The sequence below is a fragment of the Myxococcales bacterium genome, assembly GCA_023898405.1.
Lineage (GTDB): Bacteria > Myxococcota > UBA727 > UBA727 > JABDBI01.
In genome coordinates this window covers 1390345-1416429 of the sequence record CP060221.1, presented here as the reverse complement: position 1 = coordinate 1416429, position 26085 = coordinate 1390345, and the positions used below count along the sequence as shown (strand labels likewise).

Genomic DNA, 26085 nt, shown 5'->3' with positions numbered 1-26085 from the left:
ATTTTTAAAAAGAATATAAAGTTTCAAAAAATAAGTAACACTCACTCAACAACTGGAATAATAATCATTTTTCATACGCTTAGAGTTTCATTGCAAGCAAAAATTCTTTTGTGGAAGGGATAAGTATCACTTTCAAAATAATCTATGGATGGTTATGAAAAAAAAATTTTTCATCACAACGCTTGGGCTGTTGCTTGGTTTTTTACTCATCTATGCTTATAAAAATTCTTCTCCCAATAAAAAAGAAAGCATAGTCCTGGCCGGTCAAACATGGGCAGGCTCAATCGTGATCGAAGAAATCATGAAACAAAGCGTAGAGAATCATCTAAAAATTCCTGTGGAAATTAAGCAGGTAAGTTCGGGTGCATTGTGGCCTGCTCTAGAAAAAGGCTCTGCCCATGTATTGGCCGATTTATGGATGCCCAATCAAAAACAGCGTTTTGATAAATATGTAAACAAAAGAAAAACCGTCTCTGCATCGATCTCTTATGATCACGCTCCCCAAGGTTTTTATCTGCCCACAGCAATCGCAAAAGAATTTTCCATTAAAAGCATTCAAGATATCAAAGGCAAAGAATACTTATTTGACAGCGATGGTGATGGTAAAGGAGAAATTTGGATTGGGCCATTCAGTTGGACAGCATCCGAAATAAATACTTCTAAAATAAAGCAATATGGCCTTGATTTAGAAGCGATTACTATCGAACAACCATTTTTTCTTACCACCTTAAAAAAAGCCATGAAGCTAAAAAAACCAATTTTGTTTTATTATTGGGAGCCAGAATGGCCAACAGCAAAATATGATCTCACAAGAATTGAGGAGCCTCCATGCAAAGAGGGACACTGGCTCTATGTACCTGATCACCCGGAAAAAAACCGAGTAGACTGTGCTTATCCTGACGCCACAGTCTATGTGGGAGTTTCAAATAAACTCAAAGAAATATATCCTCAAGCATTTAATTTCTTCATGAATTTTAGCATTCCCATAGAAGATGTAAGTTCGCTTATTATTCAGCTAGAAGATTTACCAGGCAATCCACCAAAAACTCCACAAGAGGTCGCTCGCGCTTGGATAGAAAATAATCCACAGCACATTCAGAAGTGGCTTTCTAAAGCAAAAGCTTAAAAGCTCTAAAAATTAAGAAAAAATCAGATTGATGATTAAAATCGATTCAGATGTTAGAGATCTTTTACGCCACAAATTTTTGTTTTTGTACCAGTGCACGCAAGAGCCGATCCAATAAAATTGCAATAGCTAAAACGCAAAGACCTGCCTTGGCGCCTAAGCCCACATCTACACGCTGAATAGCGATCAAAACAGGTTTTCCCAAACCATCAGCTCCGATCATAGAAGCTGTCACCACCATCGATAATGTCATCATCACCGTCTGAGTGATGGCAGTAATAAATGTAGGTAGTGCAACAGGCAACTCTACTTTTAAAAGAATTTGCCATGGGCTCGCTCCAAAGGCTTGAGCTGCTTCAACGACCGGTTTGGGAACTTGTCTGATGGCCAAATTGCTCAGACGAATCATGGTGGGCATGGCAAATACGACAGTCGCCATTATTCCTGGGACATTTCCTATTCCAAAAAACATAACGGCAGGGATCAAATAAACAAAAGTTGGTATAGTTTGCATAGCATCGAGTATGGGTCTCAAAATTTTATCAAAGCCATCGCTTTTTGCTGCAAAAATTCCCAAAGGTAAACCAAACATAATCGATATACTGACCGCTATGATGATCATGGAAAGAGTAGCAATTCCTTCCAGCCAAAAATTGAGTGTTTGAACAAACACAAGCATTAATCCGCTCACAATAGCGAGCTGCACTCCTTTCAAAAAGTAGGCACATAGAGCAACCAAAGCGACAACGCCATACCAAGGAACCACAAGCAATATGCCATTTACGGTCTCAAAAATACTATCGGTGAGACTAGTAATAGAATTAAAAAAACTCGAAAGATTTCTAGTCAGCCAAAAAATACCTGCCTCAATGGCACTTTCAAATGTAAGTTGTTCCATAAAAGTTCCTATTTATCGATTCAATTAAGAGCTCAATACTTTTTCCTTAGGCAGCAGTTCGGACAACCATTTATTTTCCAAGGTTTGCACAAAGGATGAGACATAATCGTCTGCAGGCTTATGCAAGATATCCTTAGGGCTTCCACTTTGGACTATTTCTCCACCTTTCATAATTGCTAATCTATCGCTTAGCCTAAGCGCTTCCAAAAGATCGTGGGTGATGAAAACAATAGTCTTGTTGAGCTCTTTTTGAATATTGATCAGCTCATCTTGTAACTGTTTACGAATAATTGGATCGAGAGCGCTGAAAGGTTCGTCCATCAGCAAAACCTCAGGCTCTACCGCCAAAGCACGAGCTATTCCCACTCGCTGCTTCATTCCTCCACTCAATTGATGTGGGTAGAGATTAAAATAAGGAGCAAGCCCCATAATATCTAAATATTCTTTGGCTATTTTTATTCTTTTATCTTTGCTAACTTTTTTTATTTCTAGGCCAAATGCTGCGTTATCAAGAATTGTTCTATGGGGGAGCAAAGCAAAATGCTGAAATACCATGGCAATTTTTTTCCCTAAAATTTCTTGCATCTGGGCGGGCTTAAGTTGAGCAAGATCTAATCCTTGAAAATATATACGGCCAAAAGTTGGTTGATAAAGTGCGTTTAAACAGCGAAGCAGAGTTGACTTTCCGCTGCCAGATAATCCGATAACAACAAAAAATTCACCAGAGTTGATTGAAAGATTTATATTTTTTAAAGCTATCACCGATTTTTTTCTAGCAATAAAATCTACACCTTCTTTTTGCCAAGGGGGACTCTTTGGTGATGGACCAAAAATTTTCCAAACCTTCTGCAAAGCCAGTTTTGGTTGAGACATGAAATTTTTTTCCTATATTTATAGGCCAACAAAGAGCAAAAACGACTATCAATCAACAAATTAAATTTTTCTAAACTTCCACAAATTGTCTAAGGATAATTTATTCTTGAAATGTCTTGGCTGCTTATTGGATATGGATATGAACTATATTGAAACAAATGGAACAATAATTGCTGTAAGAAACGGAGTGGTAGATGTTCATTTTGAAAACAACTTGCCTCCCGTTTATTCCTTGCTTAGTTCCGGTAGCAAAGACCAAGTTTTAATTGAAGTTCTTTCACAACAAAATGAACATTATGTTCGCGGTATTTCTCTTACCTCCACAGCTGGACTAGCTCGAGGAATGAAGGTCAAGAATATAAATACGACCTTAACTGTTCCGGTTGGTCCCCAAGTTCTTTCCCGTATGTTTGATGTCTTTGGAAATACTATCGATAAAAAAGAAAAGCTAAACCAACTAAAAAGGCGTTCAGTTCATAGAGCTCCACCAGATTTAATTCAACGTTCTACACATTCCGAAGTTTTTCAAACCGGCATTAAAATTATAGACGTGCTGATGCCATTAGAACGAGGAGGAAAAGCTGGGCTATTTGGCGGGGCGGGCGTTGGGAAAACTGTGCTTCTTACTGAAATGATTCACAATATGATCAGCCATCAGAACGGTATAAGCATATTTTGTGGAATCGGTGAGCGATGTCGAGAAGGAGCAGAGCTCTACCAAGATATGAAAACCGCTGGTGTTTTAGACAAGATGGTGATGTTTTTTGGGCAAATGAATGAGCCCCCGGGAAATCGCTTTCGCATTGGACATGCAGCACTAACCATGGCTGAATATTTCCGTGACGATGAACACCAAGATGTACTCTTACTTATCGATAATATTTTTCGATTTATTCAGGCTGGCATGGAAGTTTCTGGATTGATGGGACAAATGCCTTCACGCTTGGGATACCAACCTACCATGAACACGGAATTATCTCAGCTTGAAGAACGAATTGCCAACACATCAACAGGAGCAATCACATCTATTCAGGCTGTTTATGTGCCCGCCGATGACTTTACCGATCCTGCTGCAGTGCATACTTTTTCTCATCTTTCTGCATCGATCGTGCTGTCAAGAAAAAGAGCTGGTGAAGGTTTCTATCCTGCTATTGATCCACTACGTTCGAGTTCAAAAATGTGCACGGCTGCCATTGTGGGCGATCGTCATTATCAACTCGCTCAAAAAATTCGCCACACGCTCGCTGAATACCAGGATCTAAAGGACATAATCGCCATGCTCGGCCTTGAACAATTATCCAATGAAGAACGAAAAATAGTGGACCGCGCTCGAAAACTTGAACGTTTTTTTACCCAACCATTTTTTGTTAGCGAAGCATTCAACGGAATCAAAGGGAAATTGGTCAGCCTAAACGATGCTCTCGATGGGTGCGAAAGAATTTTAAATGACGAATATAAAGATTACCCAGAAAGTGCTCTTTATATGATCGGAACTATAAGTGAAGCCCCAAATCCACACGAATCAAACAAGGAAAATAACAACCATGCTTGATTCTTCGTTAATCACACTTTCAATACTCTTGCCTTTCGGAGTTTTTCTAAAAAAAAACGAAGTACTATGCATTACTGCTGTATCTCAGCAAGGGTCACTTGGAATTTTACCTCACAGACTTGATTGTACTACAGCGTTGGTACCGAGTATTATCACTTTTCAAGCAAAAAATGAAAAAGAAAGCTTTGTTGCAATTGATGAGGGCATTTTCATTAAGACCGGATCAAATGTGCTCATCTGCGTGAGAAATGCCATAGTCGGAGCAAGTCTTAGTCAACTAAAAGATACAATAGAAAAAGAATTTTTAAGCCTGAACGAAAACGAAAGACAGTTACGTTCAGTAATATCAAAAATGGAGTCGAGCCTCATACATCGATTCACAGAGCTAAGACATGAATAAATTATCCGACAAAGACAACAAAGGAGAGAGTGAATTTAGCAAAAAAATACAGGCTTCTTCCAAGCGCAAATTGCGTGCAAAAAAGCATTCCAAAAATGTCGTATGGTTTGGTCTCGGTATGATGGGAATAATAGGATGGTCTATAGCCATTCCAACTTTAATCGGGGCTTTCATCGGAATCTGGCTCGATAATAAATATCCGACAAAGCATTCATGGACACTGACTCTTTTGGTCGTAGGCCTGGTCTTTGGATGCTTTAATGCGTGGCACTGGGTAAAAAGAGAGGAAAAAGAAATCACCAAGGAAGAAAAAGATGATGAAGATTGAAATCAGCTCATTAATTTTGAGCTTAAGCGCAGGTTTCTTTATCGGAGTATTTTTTTTTGGGGGATTATGGTGGACTCTCAAAAAAATAATTTCATCTAAGCGTGCTTTTTTTTGGCATTTGGGAAGCTCTCTTTTACGCTTGGGTTTGGCTTTAACTGGGTTTTACTTTGTTGGTCAGGGGAATTGGATCAATCTGATTCTATGTCTAATAGGATTTATAGGCGCGCGCTTTGCTGTAACGCAGTGTCTCAAGGAGAGCATCAATGCGCATTAGCCCTGATCAGTGGACAGTGTGTCAGTATGAGTTTATAAAAATTAATTCCACTATTATTTTTTCATGGTTAATAATGTTTTTTTTAACCATCGGATCTATAGCAATAACTCGCAAGCTTTCTACTTCGTTACATCGTTCTCGTTGGCAAAATTTGCTAGAAATAATTGTTCTTGCCATGAAAAAACAGATTTATGAGGTGGGACTATCTCCTTCGCTCAACTACTTAAGCTTTATCGGAACATTATTTTTATTTATCGTAACTTCAGCTCTTTTGACTATTTTCCCGGGCTACGAACCTCCCACAGCTTCTCTTTCCACCACAGCAGCGCTCGCTTTATGCGTGTTTATCGCTGTTCCATTTTTCGGCATCAGAGAGCAAGGTCTCTTTGGCTACCTAAAATCTTACCTAAAACCAACCTTCCTGATGATGCCTTTCAATATCATCAGTGAATTTTCTCGCACTTTAGCTTTGGCCGTACGTCTATTCGGAAATATGATGAGCGGAACAGTAATAATTGCTATTTTACTTTCAATAACACCATTATTCTTTCCCATAATTATGGAGCTACTAGGACTTCTTACCGGCATGGTTCAGGCATATATTTTTAGCATTTTGGCTACTGTCTACATTGCAGCAGCAGTTCGTTCAAAAAATTCTAACGAGGATATTTAAAGGAGAAAAAATGGATAGCACAACAGTTATTGCGATTGTATCCATTACCATAGCAGGACTCACAACAAGCTTCGGGGCAATTGGACCTGCATTAGCTGAGGGAAAAGCTGTGTACGCTGCTCTTACCTCACTAGCCCAACAACCAGATGCATCGAGTACGATCACTCGTACATTATTTGTTGGATTAGCCATGATTGAGTCTACAGCTATCTATTGTTTTGTGATTTCAATGATTCTTATTTTTGCTAATCCATTTTGGAATCATATACTTTCACAAGCTTCAGGAAATTAAGCTATGCTCATCGACTGGTTTACGGTGACTGCCCAAATATTTAATTTCTTGTTTTTAGTGTGGCTTTTAAAACACTTTCTCTATAAGCCCATACTTTCAGCTATTGATCAAAGAGAGAAAAAAATTTCTGAAACAATTTCCGATGCACAGAATAAAAAAATTGCCGCACAAAAAGAAATTGATAATTATCAGAACAAAAATAAAGCTCTCAATCAAAGGAGCAAGGAACTCCTTCAACAAGCTTCAGATGATGCCCAAGAAAAAGCTACCAAAATAATCGATGCAGCTCACCAAAAAGCACATGAGTTGGAACAAAAACAGGAAGAAAAACTAAGAAATATTGTCTTAAGTTTTAATTCGGAAATGTATCGAAAAACTACAGAAGAAATATTTTTGACCACACAAAAAGTTTTACACGACATGTCAAGCATTACAATGGAACATGCCATGCTTGATGCTTTCCTAACATTTACAAAAAAAATGAAACCAAGCGATAAGAATGAATTTAAAAGCACATTAAATACATCCAAAGCTACTCTTCGCAGTGCTTTACCAATGTCTGATCAGAAAATTTCTGAACTTAAAAAAGTATTAGAAGAAATTTTCGCTATAAAATTTGAAATGCTCTACGAAGTTAAACCAGAACTCATATGCGGCATAGAATTACTTAGCAATGGACAAAAAATTTCATGGAATATTTCTGATTATCTTTCATCAATGGAACAAAACTTGAATACAATTGTGCAAAAAAATATAGAGGACAGCACATCTCCTGTCATCATACCCCAGATACAAAGTTGACACATATGCTACCCATTAATCTATCTTCCCTTTTAAAAAATGTACTCGACGATTTAAATGAAGTCCGCAAAGAGACAGTTCCTCAGCTCAAATTGAACGAGATTGGTATTGTTACGAGCACAGCCTTTGGAATAGCAAAAGTTTCAGGACTTTTGGGAATCGGAGTGGATGAACTCATTCAATTCCCAGGTGGCCTTTTGGGAATAGCTTTCGATATAACAAGCCAAGAGATCGGAGTGGTTTTACTGGGAGACTATGAACACATCCAGGCTGGATCAGAGGTTTTTCGAACTGGAAGAGTGATGGATATTGGCGTTGGTGATGAACTTTTGGGACGTATTATTAATCCCATCGGTCAAGCTATTGATGGAAAGGGTAAAATAAAAGTTAATAAACGCTCCCCCATTGAACGCTCTGCTCCTTCGATCATGGATCGAGCTGCAGTTTCTGAGCCGTTGCAGACAGGTATAAAAGTAATCGATGCGCTGATTCCTATTGGCAGAGGACAGCGTGAGCTCATCTTGGGTGATAGACAAACAGGAAAAACAGCAATCGCCATTGATACCATCATTAATCAGCGTGATCAAAACGTCATCTGTATTTACTGCGCCATCGGACAAAGAGCTTCAGCAGTCGCAAAATCTATTCATGCCTTAAAAGAAAACAATGCTATGAAGTATACTGTTGTCATGGTTGCAGAAGGCAATGAAGCTCCAGGTCTTTCATACATCGCTCCCTATGCAGCAACTAGTATTGCTGAGTTTTTCATGGAAAAAGGTGAAGACGTATTAATTATCTATGATGATTTAACCCATCATGCTCGTGCCTATCGAGAAATTTCTTTACTTCTTCGCAGGCCCCCTGGAAGAGAAGCTTTCCCAGGGGATATTTTTTATATTCATTCACGTTTGCTTGAGCGCGCTACTCATTTATCAGAAAAGCTAGGAGGTGGTTCTCTTTCAGCTATTCCTATTATTGAAACCGAAGCTCAGAATATTTCCGCGTATATTCCCACCAACTTAATCTCAATCACCGATGGTCAAATCTATCTCTCGCCACAATTATTTGACTTAGGAGTTTTGCCCGCCGTTGATGTAGAAAAATCCGTTTCCCGCGTTGGAGGAAAATCTCAGCGAGCTTCTTACCGTTCAGTTGTAGGGGATCTCAAACTCTCCTATGCCCAATTTGAAGAACTCGAAACATTTTCTCGTTTGGGTTCTCGTATGGATGATTACACTAAAGGAGTCATTGAGCATGGTAAACGAATTCGCTCTTGCCTGATACAAGCCCAATACAGCCCAGTTTCAGTACCAGTTCAAATTATTACACTGCTATCATTGCGCGAACGACTTTTGGATGATGTCCCTTTAGAGAGCATGCTCATGGCTCAAAATTCGCTTGCTACTGCAGCACTTAGTATTCCTGATGAGATTAAAGAACAATTCTCTTCCAGGGAAAAATTAAGCGATGAACAGCAAAATGTAATTATAAAAATAGCCAACAGCGCACTTAAGCCCTTTTGCAAGGACAAAACATGAGCATTAGTCTGAGCAGCTTGAGAAATAAAATTAGCAAAGCTCATGAGCTACAATCAGTTGTGCGGGCCATGAAAACCATAGCAGCGGCTCATATCACTCAATATGAAAAATCAACTCAGGCTCTAAGCGACTATTACCGAAGCATCGAACTCAGCCTTGGATTGTTGATGAGAAAGAACATCAAATATCATGCCAAAAAGTCATCTCTAAAAAATAAAAAAGCAGGTGCTGGAGTTATAATTTTTGGCTCAGATCAGGGACTTGTTGGTTCATTCAATGAAGTCATCAGCAATTTTACGATAGAAAATATAAATAATTTCAAAAGCAATGCAAAAATTTGGGTGGTCGGTGAGCATGTGCAAACTCATCTAAAGGACATGAGCATAGCTATTGTAAAATCCTTTGCCCTACCTTCTTCTATCCAATTTATCACATCGCTTGTGGCAAATATTATCGATGAAACGCGTAGATATCTTGATCAAGGTGAAATCGATGAACTCTTTTTATTTAATAATTGGGCCGATTCGGATACCACTTTTACTCCCAAGAAGCTGAGACTTTTTCCTTTTGACTCTAAATGGTTATCCGAAAGAAAAAAAATTGCTTGGCCAACTAAAAATTATGCAGAAATAGTTGGCAATACGGATGAGTTTTTTAAGGCATTGCTAAGAGAATATCTTTTTGTCTCAATATTTAAAGCCTGCGTTGAATCACTCCACAGCGAAAATAGAAATCGTATCATCGCTATGCAACGTGCAGATAAAAATATCGATGATATGCTCAAAAATCTTAAGAATGATTTTAACCACCTAAGACAAAGCAGCATTGATGAAGAACTTTTCGATGTTATCGCTGGCTTCGAAGCTCAAAGAAAATTATAAACTCAATTATTTTTGCGAATGATCACAAGCTGTTACTTAATACCAATAAATATATCCAAAACCGTCTTTTGAGGGTCGCAGCTTCGCTCATCATAGATTTCAAAATCAGCATAATAAGATCTTTCTCCTCCCAAAGCTTTGCTATCCATCTGCCATATTTTCATCCACATATCGATCACAACTTCAGGCATTTGCCCTGTATCTGAAGTAAATTTAATATAATCCTGTGCTTCGATGATCAATTTTTCAAATTCGAGTGGAATATCATCGAATGAGTCTACTTCTACACCAACAAAATACGTGTAGTCACCGTGCTCATCACTTTCATAATCGGTATAGACACAAAACATTTTTGAGCTTTTTTGGGAAGCAATGCCTAAAACAGATTTTTGCGACAGAAATTTCTCGATAGTTTTTCCAATCTGAGCAGTCTTTGGATCCATTTCGGAGGTGTTGTTGGTACGAACTTTGATGCCCACCAAATTGAGAGCACCCAAATGGGTTTTGAGAGATTTCATGGTTCACCTATAAAGATGTCTCTTTAGTACTTACATATGCCAGGCAAGTAAAGAAGGCTGCTTAATTCTTGGAGACCATTTAAAAAGCTCATGTTTATATTAGAAGTTCTCAAAAAATCTAAGGAAACATGATGAAGCATATTACTTTTCGATATTATTGGGGCTTATAAGTTTTAATCTTTTCTCCAGTGATAATGAGGTTTTTGAACAGCTTATTAAACTAAAAACACTGCTTAATGTGGTTAATAAAACCCTGGTCGCTGAACTTAACTATTTTAATGCCTATAACATCACCCAATCACTTGGAAAAGAAACTGCAAGCGTTGCGTTCTTTGGGGTTACACTTTGGCTTACTGCTCAAGGCATGGGATTTTTCGTGCAAGTGATACAACCTCTAACTTGCCAAAATGAAAGTTGTACCAATACCAATGATTTTTATGAAGAATTTTGTGGTGTGTGCCACCCTTCTCAATTGGATAGCGAGTGCGCTAATTTTTATTACAAAAACACCCAACTTAAGCAATGAACAGCTTGCTCCAAGACTAAATCTTTTTCAAAAAAAATTATATGAAATCAAAAATAGAAGCTGGTGGGAATCTTTTAAATTAAGATTTGGTTGGGATTCTGAAAACATAACTGAAACAGAAGAAGATGTGGATTCTGACGGTGACTCAGAATCTGATACAAATATAGAACTTTCTATCTAGACACCCTATTTCAAGAGAAAAAAATGATTGATTCACCTCTTTATTGCCCTCCAAGTTTTGATCTGTGGCAAGGAAGAAAAGACAGCCACGATTCCTATCAGTATCTCTATCAAATAGTTAAAATGCTCGATCTTACCCAAAAGATTGAATCTACCCCAAAGTCCGTAGCACTTTTGGGTTTTGCTTGTGATGAGGGAGTTGTACGAAATCAAGGACGCCCTGGAGCCAAATATGGGCCCTCGGCTATCAAAAGAATTCTTGCACGCTTAGCTAATCACAGCAGCAGGAACATCTACGATGCTGGTGAAATTAAAGTTGATGGTGATCTGCTGGCTGCTCAAAAATTACTGGCAAAAGCTACAGAAATTTTATTAAACCTAGGCATGTTTCCCATTATCCTAGGTGGTGGCCACGAAACCGCATGGGGCCATTACTTAGGGATAGAAAAATATCTTAAAAAATCTCCTTTGGATATTATTAATTTTGATGCTCACTTTGATCTGCGCGAAATAGCTTCTGATAAACTCGGCTCCTCTGGCACACCGTTTAGGCAAATAGCCCAACAACGAATGCAAAATAAACTCCAATTTGATTACCACTGTGTGGGAATACAGAAATTTTCAAATACACAGGTCTTATTTGATAGCGCTAAAAATCTCGGTGTGAATTATATACTCGCATCTGAAATTCACTTACATGGATCAAGCGTTGTTGAACAATTTATTAATGAAGTTATTAAAAAAAACACTCCCATTTATCTATCGATTTGTCTTGATGCTCTAAGCAGTTGTTATTGCCCCGGTGTAAGCGCTCCCCAAGTATTTGGCCTTACACCCATGCAAATTCTTCCCGTGCTGCTAAAACTCGCAGCTTGTCCAAATTTGGTGAGCGTAGATATTGTGGAACTTAATCCCAATTTTGATGTCGATAATCGCACCGCTCAACTGGCTGTTCAAATTTTGGCTTTATTTTTATAAAATAATAAAACACCATCTAAATTTGATTACAGAGTAATATATTGACAACTCGCACTCATTAATTATTTTATTTTTAACATATATAGGAAACCAAAAATGCGTAATATTTTATTTTTTTCTGTGTTGATTTTATCATCAGTATCAAGCATCGCTATGAATTATAAGCTCAACTCCGCTGAAGCTCAAAGAGCTTCTTCTTCAGTGAAAGTACTTGTCTACTCCACCCAGTCTAGAAACAGTTATGGCGATATTAATAGTTTTAACTTTGAAGTTGATTCAAATACCAAAGTAAAAAATCTATATGAGAGACTAGAGTCTGAATTCGGATACTTGGGGCCCATAGTTATTGATGGAGTAGAGCCAATAACTTTAGGTCGTTTAGAAAAAAATGATGAAAAAACGCTCAAAGATCGTAGAATTAAAAATATTATCATACTTAAAGTGAGCAGTATGCCTCGATATTAACCAGGCTGAGTACTAGCCTAAAGTCCAACATATAATCGCGCATTTCGAAAAATAACGAGAAAGATTTTTTGTAAAATCGCCAAGCTAAGAAAAGCAACCATTCGTTGTTTGTTGGACATTAAAATATATTTTAACTAGTAAACGTCGTCTAATATATGGTCTACAGTTCTGGTTATCAGCTTCACTGCTTTAAAAGAACAAAAATAACTTAAGGATGCGCCCCATAGTGTTTGTTGTGCGCATGTCAGGTCGCCAAAAACTTCTTTTTTCGCTTGCCCAGGCACCAGATTGTTTTCAGGTGCTTGGAATGCATCAAAGGCTTCTTTAGCTGGATCACCATCAATTTTAAAAGAAATTGAGTTCATACCGCACTCATAGCTTATTTCGTCTTGCTGTTGTTTTTTAAGACAATAAAAATAGCCCTGATTTTTTTTGCTGCTGTGATGTTCTTTGTCAAAATCAATTTCTACAGCTAAGCCTTGATAGAACGACTCCGCACTTGAGCCTTCTAATTCTAGAATATTACCGATGTTGCTTGCCATTAAAAACAACAGCAAAGAATTCATAAAAACTCCAAAATCGATTTTTATTTGAACCACTTCAACATAAAAATATTCCTTTGAGCTATTTAATTACTCGACTAATAGAGTCTCAAGTTTGATCATTTTTCAAGTAAATTGCCCAATAACTCTAAAGATCATCCCATTTTAATCTAAAACTGTTAGTCGGCCGACAGAAAACAAGTAGAAATAGAATACAGAATGACCATCCTGCGCGTTGTGAAAATAATTAAAAGACCGTTCTATTATTAGTGCCAATCCTAATTTAACCGATAATTAGGCACACTCCTCTGTTCAATACCGTTTAAAAGCCTGAAATTTTAAAAATTTTTGCTGCAAATCCCAACGCTCAAAGCAACAATGGTGACACCCCTGCCCAACCCATAAAGTTGGAAATAATGCAGGCCAGACGGTTTTTGATTTCACTCAATAAAATTAGTAAATACAACTAAAGCTATTCATCCGCCGAACAGCCCCCTTCTGCTAGGTTTAAATCTGATATTCATCAAAGTCCAATCGGTTATGTAAATTCTATCTGTTAGCTTTTAGCATTATCGCTTTTATAGCTTTCAAGCTTGAAGTATGGTCTTCCAAAAATTCCTCTTATCGAAAAACCTACTTTTCCGTCTCCCTGCTGCGCGGTACGCAGCTCTGGAATCAAATCGAACAACATCTTAAAGGTTTCATTGGATGCAACAAATTCTTTTTTCAGGCTAAACCAACCACTTCCATCTAAGCGAGATAATTGCGGAACACGACCAAGCTCCACGGCCAGTTTCATTTCGCCTTCCAAGTCACCACCTTTAAGAGAAAACACTTTAGAATCTAGCTTTCCTTTGGCTAAGTTCATTTCAATATTGAGTTTTCCTAAATTGATGAGCGGTACAGACAGATTACTGACGAAACCACCCATGGGAACATTTAAACTTCCTGGACCGTATGCCGCATTGTCAAGAATCAATTTAATCAACCCTGTACCATCTTTGCTTAACTGGGATTGCGATTCTACATCTACTTGGATGTCAAGTACTCCTCTTAGTTGACTTCCCAAAGCCGCTTCTAATAAATCAATTTTTGCGAGATTAAGCTTGGTAAGTGAAAGTTCTACACCCAAAAGGGTATTTGGTTGACGGATTTTAAAGTGTGAATCAAGCTTTCCGCCATAAAACTGCCCCAAGATAGATATTTTTTTTGTACTAGAGAGCAAGGAACTTAGAGCTACACGACCTTTCAAAGAATCAATTTGTACATTGATGGGATTCATCTTATTTGGTGTAGGCCACGATAATTTTAACCCAGAAACACTAACCCCTGAACCACGCCATAAAGATGCTTTTTCCATTTTTACGTCGGGAAATCCATGATTTTTTGGCCCTACCGCCATAGCAGCATTGAATATTGTGTAATCCACAAACCTACGAACTACTTCTTCAGGAAAGGTACAATAAGAAGCAAATAAAAATACAAAAATTATTACACTTGGATAAAAAAACCATCTGAGTTTGCGTAAAATTTCCATTTAAAACTTCCCTATGCGGACTTCCAAGTGGAAACCGTCATTTGCACATCGAGTAGATCTGGCTCGTCAAATCGAGTATTAATTTTAAGGCGCGTAACCTTAACAATGCCTTGATTTTCATCTTCAATTTGTTCGATCAAAGCTGATACTTTGTCCATCGATAGCTTTGTTAAATTAACTTTAACAGAAACCTCAACGTTATCTGTCTTACCCAAAGGACGTCTTTGTTCAGTCAATTCTTTAACCGTAAGACCTAAACGCGAAGCTACTTTAGGAATCATGCTCAGCAAGGAAATGTCATTACTTCTGATGCTCTCTACCATGCTTTCATTTTTCTCTTTGGCACTACGATACTCACCTTCAAGCGCTATGATTTGAGCAAGCTGGGACTGATTTTTCACTAAATTTGCTTTTTTGTCGGAAATTTTGCTGGTAGCGATATAAAGCGTCAAAAAGATTAGCAGCACTATGAATGCAGAAAATAATAAAGCAAGTAATTTTTTTTCGCGAGCACTCAAGGTCTCAAACCATGAAGACCACCTATCACTGATCTGTTCAAATATTTTCGCCATGTTTTTTTATCCTGCCTTGGTTGGGGAGCTCGAAGAGCAGTCTAAGTCAAACGATATATTGTATTTTACGCCTTTCTCTGTTTTTTCAGTTCTTCCTGTTTCTAATTTTATAAAACATGGAGCCTTACGCAAAACCGAAGTGACTTTATCTATGTCTTCATAGGAAGGTGATTGGGCTGACAATCTTACTCGTTTTTCCAAAATATCCATTTCATTTATCACGATTTTAACTTCCGGCGAAAGAGATTCCGCAAGCTTAATATAAACATCAGAAGCAGAAAATTCAGGAATACCAAAATCAACGTGAGAAGAAATTTGTTCCTTCATCGCTGAAAGGCACTGCTTTGAATTCACATTTGGTTTGCCCAAAATAGCAGAGCATGTTTGTTTTAATTTGTTTGTAAGCGTCTTGTTTTCTTTATCAAGAACAAGAGACATAGCTGACCACATGATGGTCAACAAACATATGATCGACAGGCCCCATAGAGTCAGTGGTACTGATTTTGTGCGTAAAAAATCAAGCTCACCACGCCATACAAATTCATCTTTACGAAAATTAAATCGACTATCTTTTACAGAAGGACTCAACAAACTTAATGAATAAGCAAAAGCTAAAATCATTGTGTTTGGTTCAACTTTGCTAGGAAAAAACGCAGAAAGACGGGCAATTGTTATTCCAGACTCAACCAAAGACTTACACAGATTTTCTAGGCCTGGACATTTTGCACCACCACCAGCAAAGGCTAATGCCTTAACTGCAGCCGTTCCACTCGATTGGTGGGTAATTATTACTCGCTGGATTTGACTAAAGAGCTCACGATAGTGAAGCGCAGCTATATCATTAACTTTTTTTGCTATGGCATCATCACTATCTTTTGAAAAATCTAATTTTTCATGTTTGAGCAATTCCGCCTCTGCAAAAGAAATTTCCATTGCCTTAGCAATATCTTGGGTTAATTTTTTTCCGCCTCGGTAAAAAGTATGTATGGCAGAAATTCCTTGGTGATCAAATATACAAAGATTAGTTGCACGATGACCAAAATCAACGATTGCACCACAGTCGCTCGGCAACTCTTCAGCTTGACTTGGAACAATTGAGTGTATACCAAACTCGCGAATGATTTCATAAGGAGCAACTGAAGAAAGATGAATTTGTCTCGGATCAATATTATTGCTCTGAAGTAATTGTAAACTCGTTGCAATACTTGACTTTTTGCAAACTCCTAAGCGAATTTTATTCTCGCCTGGCTGTTTTTTTTCTTGAGAGGCAGATTCGATACGATGCCAGGAAATAATCATTTCGCTTATATCAAAAGGAACCTCTGACTCCAAAATCCCCGGTAAAACAGCTTCTATTTTTCTTGCTTCAGCAAAAGGAACACCAAGCCAACGAATTTGACCATCAATAGAATTTATACCACTCGCATAAGCTTCAGCCTCTAATATACCGGCATTATGTAATTTTAATAATGCTTCTTTCTGTCGCTCCATCAGCCCTGGGCCGTCTTCTTCTTCGGGAATTAAAACCTCTTCCGCAACATTGATAATTTCATACTTTGCAGACTGTTTCCCTGTTTCCATACGCAACAGTTTGACGCTGTAAGCACCGAGGTCTAATCCAATTATTCGCCTAGCCATTATCCGCTCCTGTTTTTAACGGCTCTTGGTAAATACACTCACTCACCCATAACAATTATTAATAAATGGATTTATCCAACTTAAATAATACATCATTAAAAATATCCTACAAATACTGATACTGATAAATGCTGGTAATTCCTCCAGCAGATCGAAGCCTCATTAAAATAGTTTTTGTTACATTGCCTACAGTAGCAGTACTTCTGACTGTAAATGTCTTTGACTCAGTGCCAATATTCTCTTCACATTCTTTTTTGTCTACTTCAACTCCATTTCTTTCCAAAAAAGCTATAACTCCATCTGCACTAATCTCTAGTTTTCCTTCATCTCTATCTCTATGCCACTGAGTAAGCAAATTTTCAGTAAAACCAGGTTGAACTAATGGGCCAGTATTTTTGTTTTTAGAACATAAATAAAAAACAGTATCGAGAATAGAATCAGAAGCAGATAGGATGTTTATTTTATCACTTTCGCCATAGATAGTTATATGTTTTGACAACACCTGATATATGGCATCTGTCACCCCAGGAATTAAACGCAATTCGGCGGGTGAATCGAGAGATGCTCTTTTCGGCACAATTCCTGGACTGTTCACATAGATAGTTTTTTTGTCACCAGACAGGATCCTTCCCCAATCAGAAGCCTGAGCATTTACATCGACCGCTAACTCATCTTCAGATATGTAATCATAAATATTGCCTATCAACTGAGCAGGCGTAAGATTACGGTTATTATCCAGTGTTCCGTCAAATAATACAGAATACTCTGCTTTATTTAATACTCGAGCAATTTGATCGGCTATTATTCTTCTTCGTGGAGGAGCTAACTTTGCCCACCTTCTTATTGAAATTTTTCTTTCTTCATCTTCAATTTCGCTGGAAAATCTTCCTTTGAAGCCCCCATAACCACCTTCTGGAATTACATAGGGACCAGCAAGAGGCACTGATTTAGCAGTTGTCTCATTTTCTGGTTGACGTTTTGGTGACTCCTCTTTTTTAGCACCTAGACCAAAATCTGGCAGAAAATCCCCGCTCACAATACCTTTAAGCAAATCACTATCTATAGGCATCAACTCCCATACTGTGAAAGCTGGCAATTGTATTCCAAGCTTTGCAAGATTAGCCAACATTCCTTGCAGTGGTTCTTGTACAGCCAAAATTATTTTAGAAAAATTTGCACCACTTTGTGCTAAGGCCTCTGCTTGCAGTGCATCGCGTTCATTAATGGCAAGCTTGTAACGAATTATTTCTTTATTACTCAGCTCGCTTACAATAGCCAGCATGAGAGCTAAAAACACTAAAACAGTGAGAATTGCGATTCCGCGAGAGGAGCGATTTTTGAATCTAAGCTTCACAAATTCCTCCCTTAATCGAGCTCTAAAGGATCTTGAACAGGTATCTCAGTCTGCATTATCCATTTTATTAAATTACCCTCACTCATCTCCACCGTCATAGATATCTTAACAAAGGCAGGAAGTTGCCAAGGCTTCAGGCTATCATTTTGTTCATTGCTGTTCTGTTTCGTACCGCTATTCTGCCCTAGAAGTAACATAGAAGATGGATCTGAAACCCAAGAATCCTGCCATTTTTTAAATCGACTGTCGTAATAAGAAAATTCAAGTTCGCTAACATTGGGACATAATATTTGGGAGCGCCCCCCCCTGGTGACATCTAAATTAAGATGCGAGTTGTTTCTGCGCATGAGAGACTTTTTTCCATTTTTATCTGTAGCGAGATAAAAGCCCAAGACCTGCTGGTCACTTTCCTTAGCATCTTTTTGCGTAACTACGTGACCAAATGCACTAAAAAATAATTTATTTTTTTCACCCTTAAATTGAGTCAAATATGCAGGCTCTGTTAAATTAATATTCTTACTCAAATATGCTGCCGAAATCTCATGAGACATTCGCGATAAAGCTTGACGAACTTCCTGATACCTCTGAGAAATATGCTCCACATTATCTTTTGCCTGTACGGATGTATTGAGAGACGTCATTAGCAATAATCCCATCATAGCCATAAGAACAGTTGCCACCATGATTTCAATCAGTGTGAAACCCGAAAAATATTTTTTTTGGTGTGTATTAGGGAGCATTTGGAGCACCTCCCCTAAACCTGGGCGGGAAAGAAGGCTGACCAGCCGGCTGCTGTTGAGTGTTTACTGTGTTCGAATTGTTAGGACCACTACTAAAATTACCAGTGGTTTGTTTAAGCATATTCGCCAAGGCACCCATGGCATTAAGATCTACAACGTGTGTAACCACCCGAACTTCATCATCAATGCCATTATTCTTCCATCTGATTACGACAACTAACTCACGAACAGAATTTCCGAGTGACTCGGTAATCAGAGATATCATTGGAGACATGGCTGATGATGTTGTACTCATTTCATCTTTGAGGCCTTTGGGGGCATTTGCTTTAGCTCGACTTTCAACCTGACTTGCAGAAGGAGGCCTCATATTAAAGCGCGGTGCATGACACTCCCATTTGTATTCATCAAACCCCTGTTCCTGATAATCACCTTCCTGCTTAAAATCGGAAGCCGATGAAATAATTTTTTCAACTTCTCTCTTGCACTCCATCAATTGAAAACGAGCAAGCTGCGTTGCGGTAGAAATGTAGCGTGACTGCACAGCAAGATTAGTTGCCCTGCTTTGAACCAGCACAAGGGAAGTAAACGAAAGAGCCAATAAAGCGAGGGCGACCATCACTTCCATTAAACTAAAGCCATTTTTGGATCTTTTACCCCTCATCGAATCCTACTGCTTTTTTTTCTTCATCAAGAAGTTGCTTGGGCTCAGGTTCACCATAATTAATTTCAACTGCACCGGTCAAAGGACTTAGAGCGACATACATAGCGTTATCTACATCATCATCTTTTCGGGCAATGGATACGAAAGCTGACTGGGTATATCCCCCTGAAAAGAAATAAATTGATACAGTTCCTTGTCGAATTACCTGTTCGCTTTGTTCTGCCTGTTCTGTCCAAGCACCATAGATAATAAAATCTTTTATTTTATATTTTTCCCCCAAATTATCCTCGACGGCTTTAAAATTTGGAAGAAAAGTCCCGATCTTTTCTTTTTCTTCATCAGAAAGCAGCATTTTTTGCCTTTCTTTCATTATCTCTTCATAGCCTAAAACAGGAGTAATAGTTCCAGCTTCCCCTTCTTTTTTCTCAACCCAATATGTTTGGGTATCTAAATCGAATACAATTCTATGTGTTGTGCCTGATATAGCAGCACGTCCGTAGACTTCACTAAAAAGACCTGAAATACGCATTATCTCATTTTTGAGGTCGGTATTACTCAAAGAATTAATAGTGGGAATTGCAATGGCAATGAGAAAACCAAGCAATACAATCACTACCATCAGTTCAAGCAGGGTAAAACCCAACTTGACATTACGATACTGACAGAACTTGGTTTTTTTCATAAATATTAAAGATCACTCTGGCTGCCAGTTTCCTATTCCTAACTCTGCATTTTCTGCGTTGCCCTCTGGACCATCCGACCAAACGTCGAAAGATCTAGGGTTATGAGTTCCCGGAATAGCATAATTGTAAGGATTTCCCCATGGATCCATAGGTACTTTTTCCATCAAAGGCTGGCCACGTGGAGGATTAGCTAGTACATCTAAACCTTCACTAGCATTTGGATATGATCCTGTCTGCAGTTTATATAAATCCAAAGCCTTAGCTATTTCGTATGCTTGTGTACGCGCAGTGGTAATTTTGCCCTCAGCCAAACGGCCCATAACATAAACCGTTCCGATACCAACCAAAATGGCCATAAGAGTAACTACAACCATGAGCTCTATAAGCGAAAATCCTCGCCCAGCATTTTTTATGGCATTTTTTTTAAAAAATAAATTTTGATTCTTCATTAACACTCTAGACTCCTACTTTACTAAAGATGACATTTGCATAATCGGCACCATTACAGCACCTACAATCCCACCAATAGTAACACCCATAAACAATATCATTAATGGCTCAAGCAAGCTTGTTAGCATAGAAACTCTGGTTTCAACTCGAGCTTCGTAAGCGGTGGCGACTCGCGAGAGCATGGTTTCCAATTGCCCAGATTTCTCCCCCACAGCAATCATATGAGTTACCATAGGTGGAAATTGACCACTTCTTCGTAGCGGTCCTGCAATATCCTCTCCTTCTCGAACAGCTTCGCGCACACTGTCAATAGCTTTTTCCAAAGCGTCATTCGATACTACATTACGAACTATCTGCAAGGTGTTAAGCAGCGGAACGCCACCAGAAAGTAAAGTAGAAAGAGTTCGTGAAAATCGGGCTATAGACACCATCTGCATAATCGATCCAAAAATTGGCATTTTTAGTTTTGCTCTATCCCAATATGCTCTTCCTTTGGGGGTTTTTACCAGCTTCATCAATCCATATGCCAAAGCAACTACTACGATCAGAAGCAGCCACCAATATGAACTAATAATAGAGCTCGTTGCTATCAGAGCACGAGTCATTAAGGGTAGTTGCACTTTTGCGCTCGCAAACATCGCCGTAATTTTTGGAACAACTGTCGTCATAAGAATAATAACAACCAAAATTGCTACTACCATCATGACAATAGGATAAGTTAATGCCCCCATTACTTTCGACTGTAACTTTGACTGTCCCTCGGTAAAATCAGCCAAACGCTCAAGAACAAGCTCCAACGCTCCTGAACTTTCACCAGCTCTCACCATGTTGACGTAAACTGATGAAAAACATTTATGCTTAGCCATAGCATCAGCAAGGGAAAAACCCTCATTCACGTCTGCGCGAACTTGTGAAAGAACGCGCTTAAGGGTCTGATTATCTACTTGCTCTATGAGTGCTTTCAATGATTCAAGCATAGGTACACCCGACTGAAGCAGGGTAGCCAATTGCCTCGTTGCTAATGCAAGCGTCTCAACATTTACTCTTTCAAAAAATTTTTTGAAGTTTACTTCACTTTGAAGATTGATTCGGGATGAGCCGCTGGAATTTACATCATTCGACTCTTTTATTTTTGTTACAAAAACTCCCTGCGCTTTAAGGGAAATTCTTAAAGCTCTGACACTATCAGCCTCTTTTGCGCCCTTTACGCTTTTTCCCGTTTTATCAATACCTGCATATTCATAAATTGCCATTAATTTAACCTATGCAGCGCTTATCGCGTCCATCGAAGTCTCATCCTCTCTCGTAACTCGTGTTACCTCGGCAACAGTCGTCAGACCCGCGATAACCTTAAGTGCCCCATCCTCACGCAAAGTTTTCATTCCATGCTCTCGAGCAATTGTTTTGATGGTTGATGCATCATTATTATTCATAATAGCCGCTCTAACATCATCATTAATTTCCATCAATTCAAAGATACCTAAGCGACCACGATATCCAGTATGCTGGCATAACTGGCAACCTTTGCCCCTGTAAAGTGTTTTCACATCATTTAGGCTAAGCCCAATCTCATTTAACTCTTCTTCATTAGCAGCATAAGGTTCTCTACAATTGGAACAAATAGTTCGAACAAGTCGCTGAGCCAACACAGCAAGCAGGGAACTGGCTACCAAAAAAGGTTCCACTTGCATATCAACCAAGCGTGTTACAGCGCCCGGCGCATCATTGGTATGAATCGTAGAAAATACTAAGTGACCTGTAAGAGAAGCCTGAATAGCTATTTCAGCTGTTTCTCGATCGCGAATTTCTCCCACCATAATAACGTCCGGATCCTGCCTTAAAAATGAGCGCAAACCAGATGCAAAACTAAGGTCAATTTTTGAATTGACCTGGACCTGTCCAATACCTTTAAGTTGGTATTCCACAGGATCCTCTATAGTTAAAATATTTAAATCAGGTCGGTTAATTTTGGCCAAACAGGCATAAAGGGTGGAGGTTTTTCCTGACCCTGTTGGTCCGGTTACCAGTAAAATACCGTGGGCAGCCCGTATCAAAGCATCCATCTTCTTCAGGTTGTAATCAGAAAAACCAATTTGAGCGAGATCTCGCATCACGGATGAACGATCAAGCAATCGCATCACAATACGCTCACCATGCGTAGTAGGCACACTCGATACGCGAATATCAAAATCTCGGCCAGCTACTTTTAATCTTATGCGTCCATCCTGAGGCAAGCGCTTTTCCGCGATATTGAGACCGCCCATAATTTTTACACGGCTGATAATGGAATTTTGAAAGCGTTTAGGAGGGCGGATAATTTCGTGCAGAACCCCATCTACTCTAAAACGAACCAGCAGTTCCCTCTCATAGGGTTCTATATGAATATCACTCGCTCCATCCTTCACCGCTTGACTCATCAATGAGTTTACCAATCGAATAATGGGTGCTTCATCGTCACTTTCTAAATCGAGAAGATCTACTACCTCGTCTTCAAGTCCGCCCTTAAGATCTCCTCCATCTTCGCCTTCTAACTCAGCAACAGCAGTTTCAGCCTGACGCATGGAACGGTCATAGGCACTATTAATAGCAGTCAAAACACCTTCAAATGAAGATACTACCCATTTAATGTCGCGCTCAAATGTAATACGAAGTTCTTCCTCTACTTCAAGGACTAAGGGGTTGCAGCACACCACAATAACTTGTTCATTTTCGGTAATAGCTATAGGTAGTAAACGATTATGCTTTGCAAATGCTATGGGAATAGCACCTAAAAGCTCGTCAGGAATTTCATCAACTTCTATAGCATCGATAACATCAAGTCCTAAATGAGATGCTAGAAGTTGGGCAACTTGTGTGCTCGTCAAAATTCTTTTCTCAACAAGCACTTCTGCTATACTCGACAATTTTTCTTTTGCTTCACTAATCGCGTCTGAAACTAGACTTGCAGGCACTTGAAAAAGTTCGCTTGCAATTTGTGGCAGCGGTACCCCTATTAAGTCAGCACGCATTCTTACAAGTGCTTTTATTTTGTTATTGTCAGACATCTGATGGCTTAGTCCTCAAAAAATATTTGCGCAGTTATTCAACTACCAAAGAGCTATTATCAGTTACTAGCACATGCTGCTCATCGCTTATCGATGCCGAGTTATGGTCAAATTTAGTGTCATTTTTTTGCCCGTCAGCTTGCTCGTCATCTACAGCTTCTTGCTCAATGATAATATCTGGGCCACCACCACTGCTAGAAGTCGTACCAGAAGAAGGCGAAACAATTTTCTCATGCCCATCACCGGCACCGCCATTTTCAGTCTTTCTCATTTCAGCATCTAGCGCCAAAATCATACTTGATAACGGCCCTGATTTTTTATCATAGTCGATAGTCTTGTTATAATTTTGTATCTTACCACCGTAATAAAGATTAGCGAATTCTTCACGTTCCTTAAGCTTACGCTCCACAATTTTCTCATAGTCATAATCCGACCTGATAATGTAAGGAGTGAGAATCAAGGTTAAACTCTTACGCTCGGTTTCACTGCTTCGATTTTTGAAAAGCCAACCTAAAATCGGGATATCCCCCAAAAATGGTGTTTTATTATCAATAGTAGTTGAGCGATTATGAATTAACCCCCCAATTACTCCAGTCTGCTGGTCTTTCAAAACGATAGTTGTCTTTGCTGATTTGGTACTGATTCGGTATTGATCAGCATTCAGCAACTTTTCTTTTTGTCCCAATTCATTAACTTCTTGCTCTATATCAAGCCTAACATTGTTATCAGCTCCAACATGAGGAGTAACTTTGAAGGTGAGTTTAACGTCTTCGTAATTGATAGTCTGCAAAGGAACGCCGCCTAAACCTGCATTTCCTCCAACAGAAGAGGCTCCCTTAATAACGGGTACTTTTTGCCCAACCGACATTACAGCTTCTTGGTTATCTGTTGTAAGCAAATACGGTGTAGAAAGAACATCGATATTTGAATTCGTTGCTATTGCCTGCAATACTGCTCCAAAACTTGGAATAGCCGTATTGCCTACACTAGGGCCAATAATACCTGCGACACCACCTGAAAGAAAATTACCCAAAACAGCCAAAGCGCCAATGCTCTGTTTTCCTAAGCCACCTACTTCGCTTGCAGCCTTTCCAGCTGTAGTCAAAGCTGTGCTAATACCTGAGGCAATGCCTTGACCACCAGGGTTGGCAAGAATACCAACCGAGCCACCCAGGCCAGGAATTATGCCTTGATCAACCCCGTTAAAGAGACTCACGCCAAATTTATTAGTATCACTAACGTTGATATCCATTATCACCGCTTCTACATAAACTTGTTCCTTTCGAATATCGAGTTTTTCAATTGTCGAAAGTAAAGAGCGATAGTCATTCGAAGAGGCGACCGTAACCAAAGTATTCGTATCTTCATGCGCTGTAATTTTTACCTCGCCCTCAAATAATTCATTGGTATTCTCTTCTCTCCGGCCAAATCTACTTCGAAGGCTTTTATTTTGCTGAAGCACAGAATTAAGTGTATCAGCTATCTTTTTTGCATCAGCGTATCGAAGCCTCTTCACATGAATAGTACCTTTATTGGTATTTACATCTTTGGTATCCAATAAATTAATGACCTGCTGAACTTTATCAAAACTTTCCTTGTCGCCTACTAAAATCAGGCTATTGGTACGGTCATCAGCGATAATTTTATCCAAATTTGCTGTAATCTTATTAGCACTATCTACCTTAGACCTTCGTCTGGTTCTGGTAGAAGCTGGTGAGACATCAAATAACTCACGCAATTGTTTTTCAACAACTTTTGCATCAGCGTTCATCAACTTAACTACGTGAATTCTATTTTGAGCATCTTCTAAGTCGACCTGAGAAAAAATATAACCCAATCGACGAATGTTGCTATTGCTGTCAATTACTATGACAAATTGATCACCAACAGTTTCGACCATTCCATCTTTAGAAATAAGCATTCTACCGATGTTTTTTAAGGTGTCTTGTGATGTGTGTACCGCTTTATAAAACAGGGTGCCAATTTCCTCATTATTCTTAGCATCGCGCCCCTTTGTATAAAAAGGTGTCGAATAATTTTTTGAATCCGCCCTTCTTACCACAGTCCAAGTGTGTCTTTCTCCTTGCTGTACCAGGGCAAGACCTTTCTGAGCCAAAGCAGCCACCAAAACATCCCAAGCATCCTTGGCCGTCAGCAAAGATTTTCCAATAATCGTCATTTTCATTGACGGGCTGATAGAATCATGAATTACAAATGAACGACACAGAAGATCGCTTACCTGTTTAAGCACTTTTAGAAGATCTTCATTTTCAAAATTCCATGCAAACTGGCCCTTTGCTGGAACGCAGGCCTGAGGAGCCACACTGCGAATTCCAGAATCAGCTGCAGACATTTGCATCTTGGGACGAGCCATAGCTGACTGATTTTTTGGAGCCCCAGGAGGAGCCGCCATCCCTTTATTTGATGGTTGTATAACATCCACTTTCGCAAGCAATGAAGTCGCGAATAGCATAGCTATGCTACCTAAAAACAAATTGGCAACAAGGCCACCTTTTTTAATATCTAAAAATCGCATGGTGATTTTTCACCTTAGTCTCTCG

General features: G+C 39.0%; 28 protein-coding genes. 13 read left to right on the top strand and 15 right to left on the bottom strand.

What is annotated here, in order from left to right; genetic code table 11:
• The first annotated feature begins 154 nt into the window (after window positions 1–154).
• Window positions 155–1126 carry a hypothetical protein gene (locus H6731_06400; protein USN49907.1) on the top strand — a complete coding sequence of 324 codons (972 nt, stop codon included), beginning with the start codon at window positions 155–157 and terminating at the stop codon, window positions 1124–1126.
• Between the two features lie 64 nt (window positions 1127–1190).
• On the opposite strand, the gene H6731_06395 is transcribed toward H6731_06400, so the two are convergent.
• Together H6731_06395 and H6731_06390 are read right to left on the bottom strand one after the other, a co-directional pair.
• On the bottom strand, window positions 1191–2024 hold the full coding sequence (locus H6731_06395; protein USN49906.1) for an ABC transporter permease subunit: 834 nt from the start codon (window positions 2022–2024) through the stop codon (window positions 1191–1193).
• Between the two features lie 24 nt (window positions 2025–2048).
• Window positions 2049–2897 (bottom strand): betaine/proline/choline family ABC transporter ATP-binding protein, encoded by an 849-nt coding sequence (locus H6731_06390; GenBank protein ID USN49905.1) that lies wholly within the window; start codon window positions 2895–2897, stop codon window positions 2049–2051.
• 139 nt (window positions 2898–3036) lie between these two features.
• Here H6731_06390 and H6731_06385 point away from each other — a divergent pair, with 139 nt between their 5' ends.
• Genes H6731_06385 through H6731_06345 form a run of 9 tightly spaced genes read left to right on the top strand, consistent with a single transcriptional unit; the run spans window position 3037 to window position 9636 of the window.
• Entirely contained in the window at window positions 3037–4449 is a 1413-nt protein-coding gene (locus H6731_06385) for a F0F1 ATP synthase subunit beta (protein USN49904.1), read from the top strand.
• Window positions 4442–4849: a F0F1 ATP synthase subunit epsilon gene (locus H6731_06380; protein USN49903.1), complete on the top strand. Its 408-nt coding sequence runs from the start codon at window positions 4442–4444 to the stop codon at window positions 4847–4849. The genes H6731_06385 and H6731_06380 overlap by 8 nt, the downstream gene beginning before the upstream one ends.
• A complete protein-coding gene (locus H6731_06375) occupies window positions 4842–5177 on the top strand; it encodes an AtpZ/AtpI family protein (GenBank protein USN49902.1) in 336 nt (111 codons plus the stop codon). The genes H6731_06380 and H6731_06375 overlap by 8 nt, the downstream gene beginning before the upstream one ends.
• Window positions 5164–5451, top strand: coding sequence for an ATP synthase subunit I (locus H6731_06370; GenBank protein USN49901.1), 288 nt, complete (start codon window positions 5164–5166; stop codon window positions 5449–5451). The genes H6731_06375 and H6731_06370 overlap by 14 nt, the downstream gene beginning before the upstream one ends.
• Window positions 5441–6124 carry a F0F1 ATP synthase subunit A gene (locus tag H6731_06365; protein ID USN49900.1) on the top strand — a complete coding sequence of 228 codons (684 nt, stop codon included), beginning with the start codon at window positions 5441–5443 and terminating at the stop codon, window positions 6122–6124. The genes H6731_06370 and H6731_06365 overlap by 11 nt, the downstream gene beginning before the upstream one ends.
• A gap of 10 nt (window positions 6125–6134) precedes the next feature.
• Entirely contained in the window at window positions 6135–6416 is a 282-nt protein-coding gene (locus tag H6731_06360; GenBank protein ID USN49899.1) for a F0F1 ATP synthase subunit C, read from the top strand.
• A gap of 3 nt (window positions 6417–6419) precedes the next feature.
• A complete protein-coding gene (locus H6731_06355; protein USN49898.1) occupies window positions 6420–7217 on the top strand; it encodes a F0F1 ATP synthase subunit delta in 798 nt (265 codons plus the stop codon).
• A gap of 5 nt (window positions 7218–7222) precedes the next feature.
• On the top strand, window positions 7223–8755 hold the full coding sequence (locus tag H6731_06350) for an alternate F1F0 ATPase, F1 subunit alpha (protein ID USN51950.1): 1533 nt from the start codon (window positions 7223–7225) through the stop codon (window positions 8753–8755).
• Window positions 8752–9636: a F0F1 ATP synthase subunit gamma gene (locus H6731_06345; protein USN49897.1), complete on the top strand. Its 885-nt coding sequence runs from the start codon at window positions 8752–8754 to the stop codon at window positions 9634–9636. The genes H6731_06350 and H6731_06345 overlap by 4 nt, the downstream gene beginning before the upstream one ends.
• Before the next feature lie 32 nt (window positions 9637–9668).
• On the opposite strand, the gene H6731_06340 is transcribed toward H6731_06345, so the two are convergent.
• Entirely contained in the window at window positions 9669–10154 is a 486-nt protein-coding gene (locus H6731_06340; GenBank protein ID USN49896.1) for a GyrI-like domain-containing protein, read from the bottom strand.
• A gap of 407 nt (window positions 10155–10561) precedes the next feature.
• On the opposite strand from H6731_06340, the gene H6731_06335 reads away from it, so the two are divergent.
• The 3 genes from H6731_06335 to H6731_06325 all read left to right on the top strand — a co-directional run bounded on the left by H6731_06335 (window position 10562) and on the right by H6731_06325 (window position 12303).
• Window positions 10562–10861, top strand: coding sequence for a hypothetical protein (locus H6731_06335; protein USN49895.1), 300 nt, complete (start codon window positions 10562–10564; stop codon window positions 10859–10861).
• Window positions 10862–10884: 23 nt separating this feature from the next.
• Window positions 10885–11838, top strand: coding sequence for a formimidoylglutamase (gene hutG, locus H6731_06330; protein USN49894.1), 954 nt, complete (start codon window positions 10885–10887; stop codon window positions 11836–11838).
• 96 nt (window positions 11839–11934) lie between these two features.
• Window positions 11935–12303, top strand: a complete 369-nt coding sequence (locus H6731_06325) for a hypothetical protein (GenBank protein USN49893.1) — start codon at window positions 11935–11937, stop codon at window positions 12301–12303.
• 134 nt (window positions 12304–12437) lie between these two features.
• Here H6731_06325 and H6731_06320 read toward each other — a convergent pair whose 3' ends face one another.
• From H6731_06320 to gspD, 12 genes are all read right to left on the bottom strand, one after another.
• Window positions 12438–12869 (bottom strand): hypothetical protein, encoded by a 432-nt coding sequence (locus H6731_06320; protein USN49892.1) that lies wholly within the window; start codon window positions 12867–12869, stop codon window positions 12438–12440.
• A 532-nt stretch (window positions 12870–13401) separates the two neighbouring features.
• The gene (gspN, locus tag H6731_06315; GenBank protein USN49891.1) at window positions 13402–14382 is read right to left on the bottom strand and encodes a type II secretion system protein GspN; all 981 of its coding nucleotides are present in this window, start codon (window positions 14380–14382) and stop codon (window positions 13402–13404) included.
• A gap of 11 nt (window positions 14383–14393) precedes the next feature.
• Window positions 14394–14954: a type II secretion system protein M gene (locus H6731_06310; protein ID USN49890.1), complete on the bottom strand. Its 561-nt coding sequence runs from the start codon at window positions 14952–14954 to the stop codon at window positions 14394–14396.
• A 6-nt stretch (window positions 14955–14960) separates the two neighbouring features.
• Window positions 14961–16592, bottom strand: a complete 1632-nt coding sequence (gene pilM, locus H6731_06305) for a pilus assembly protein PilM (protein ID USN49889.1) — start codon at window positions 16590–16592, stop codon at window positions 14961–14963.
• Window positions 16593–16698: 106 nt separating this feature from the next.
• On the bottom strand, window positions 16699–17946 hold the full coding sequence (locus H6731_06300) for a general secretion pathway protein GspK (protein USN49888.1): 1248 nt from the start codon (window positions 17944–17946) through the stop codon (window positions 16699–16701).
• A gap of 11 nt (window positions 17947–17957) precedes the next feature.
• Complete coding sequence (locus H6731_06295; GenBank protein ID USN49887.1) at window positions 17958–18686, bottom strand: prepilin-type N-terminal cleavage/methylation domain-containing protein; 729 nt, start codon at window positions 18684–18686, stop codon at window positions 17958–17960.
• Window positions 18676–19347, bottom strand: coding sequence for a prepilin-type N-terminal cleavage/methylation domain-containing protein (locus tag H6731_06290; GenBank protein ID USN49886.1), 672 nt, complete (start codon window positions 19345–19347; stop codon window positions 18676–18678). The genes H6731_06295 and H6731_06290 overlap by 11 nt, the downstream gene beginning before the upstream one ends.
• Window positions 19337–20029: a type II secretion system protein gene (locus H6731_06285; protein ID USN49885.1), complete on the bottom strand. Its 693-nt coding sequence runs from the start codon at window positions 20027–20029 to the stop codon at window positions 19337–19339. The genes H6731_06290 and H6731_06285 overlap by 11 nt, the downstream gene beginning before the upstream one ends.
• Before the next feature lie 12 nt (window positions 20030–20041).
• A complete protein-coding gene (gspG, locus tag H6731_06280; GenBank protein USN49884.1) occupies window positions 20042–20479 on the bottom strand; it encodes a type II secretion system major pseudopilin GspG in 438 nt (145 codons plus the stop codon).
• Between the two features lie 15 nt (window positions 20480–20494).
• Complete coding sequence (gene gspF, locus H6731_06275; GenBank protein ID USN49883.1) at window positions 20495–21733, bottom strand: type II secretion system inner membrane protein GspF; 1239 nt, start codon at window positions 21731–21733, stop codon at window positions 20495–20497.
• Window positions 21734–21742: 9 nt separating this feature from the next.
• A complete protein-coding gene (gene gspE / locus H6731_06270; GenBank protein ID USN49882.1) occupies window positions 21743–23524 on the bottom strand; it encodes a type II secretion system ATPase GspE in 1782 nt (593 codons plus the stop codon).
• Between the two features lie 34 nt (window positions 23525–23558).
• Window positions 23559–26060 carry a type II secretion system secretin GspD gene (gene gspD, locus H6731_06265; protein ID USN49881.1) on the bottom strand — a complete coding sequence of 834 codons (2502 nt, stop codon included), beginning with the start codon at window positions 26058–26060 and terminating at the stop codon, window positions 23559–23561.
• Window positions 26061–26085: the final 25 nt, after the last annotated feature.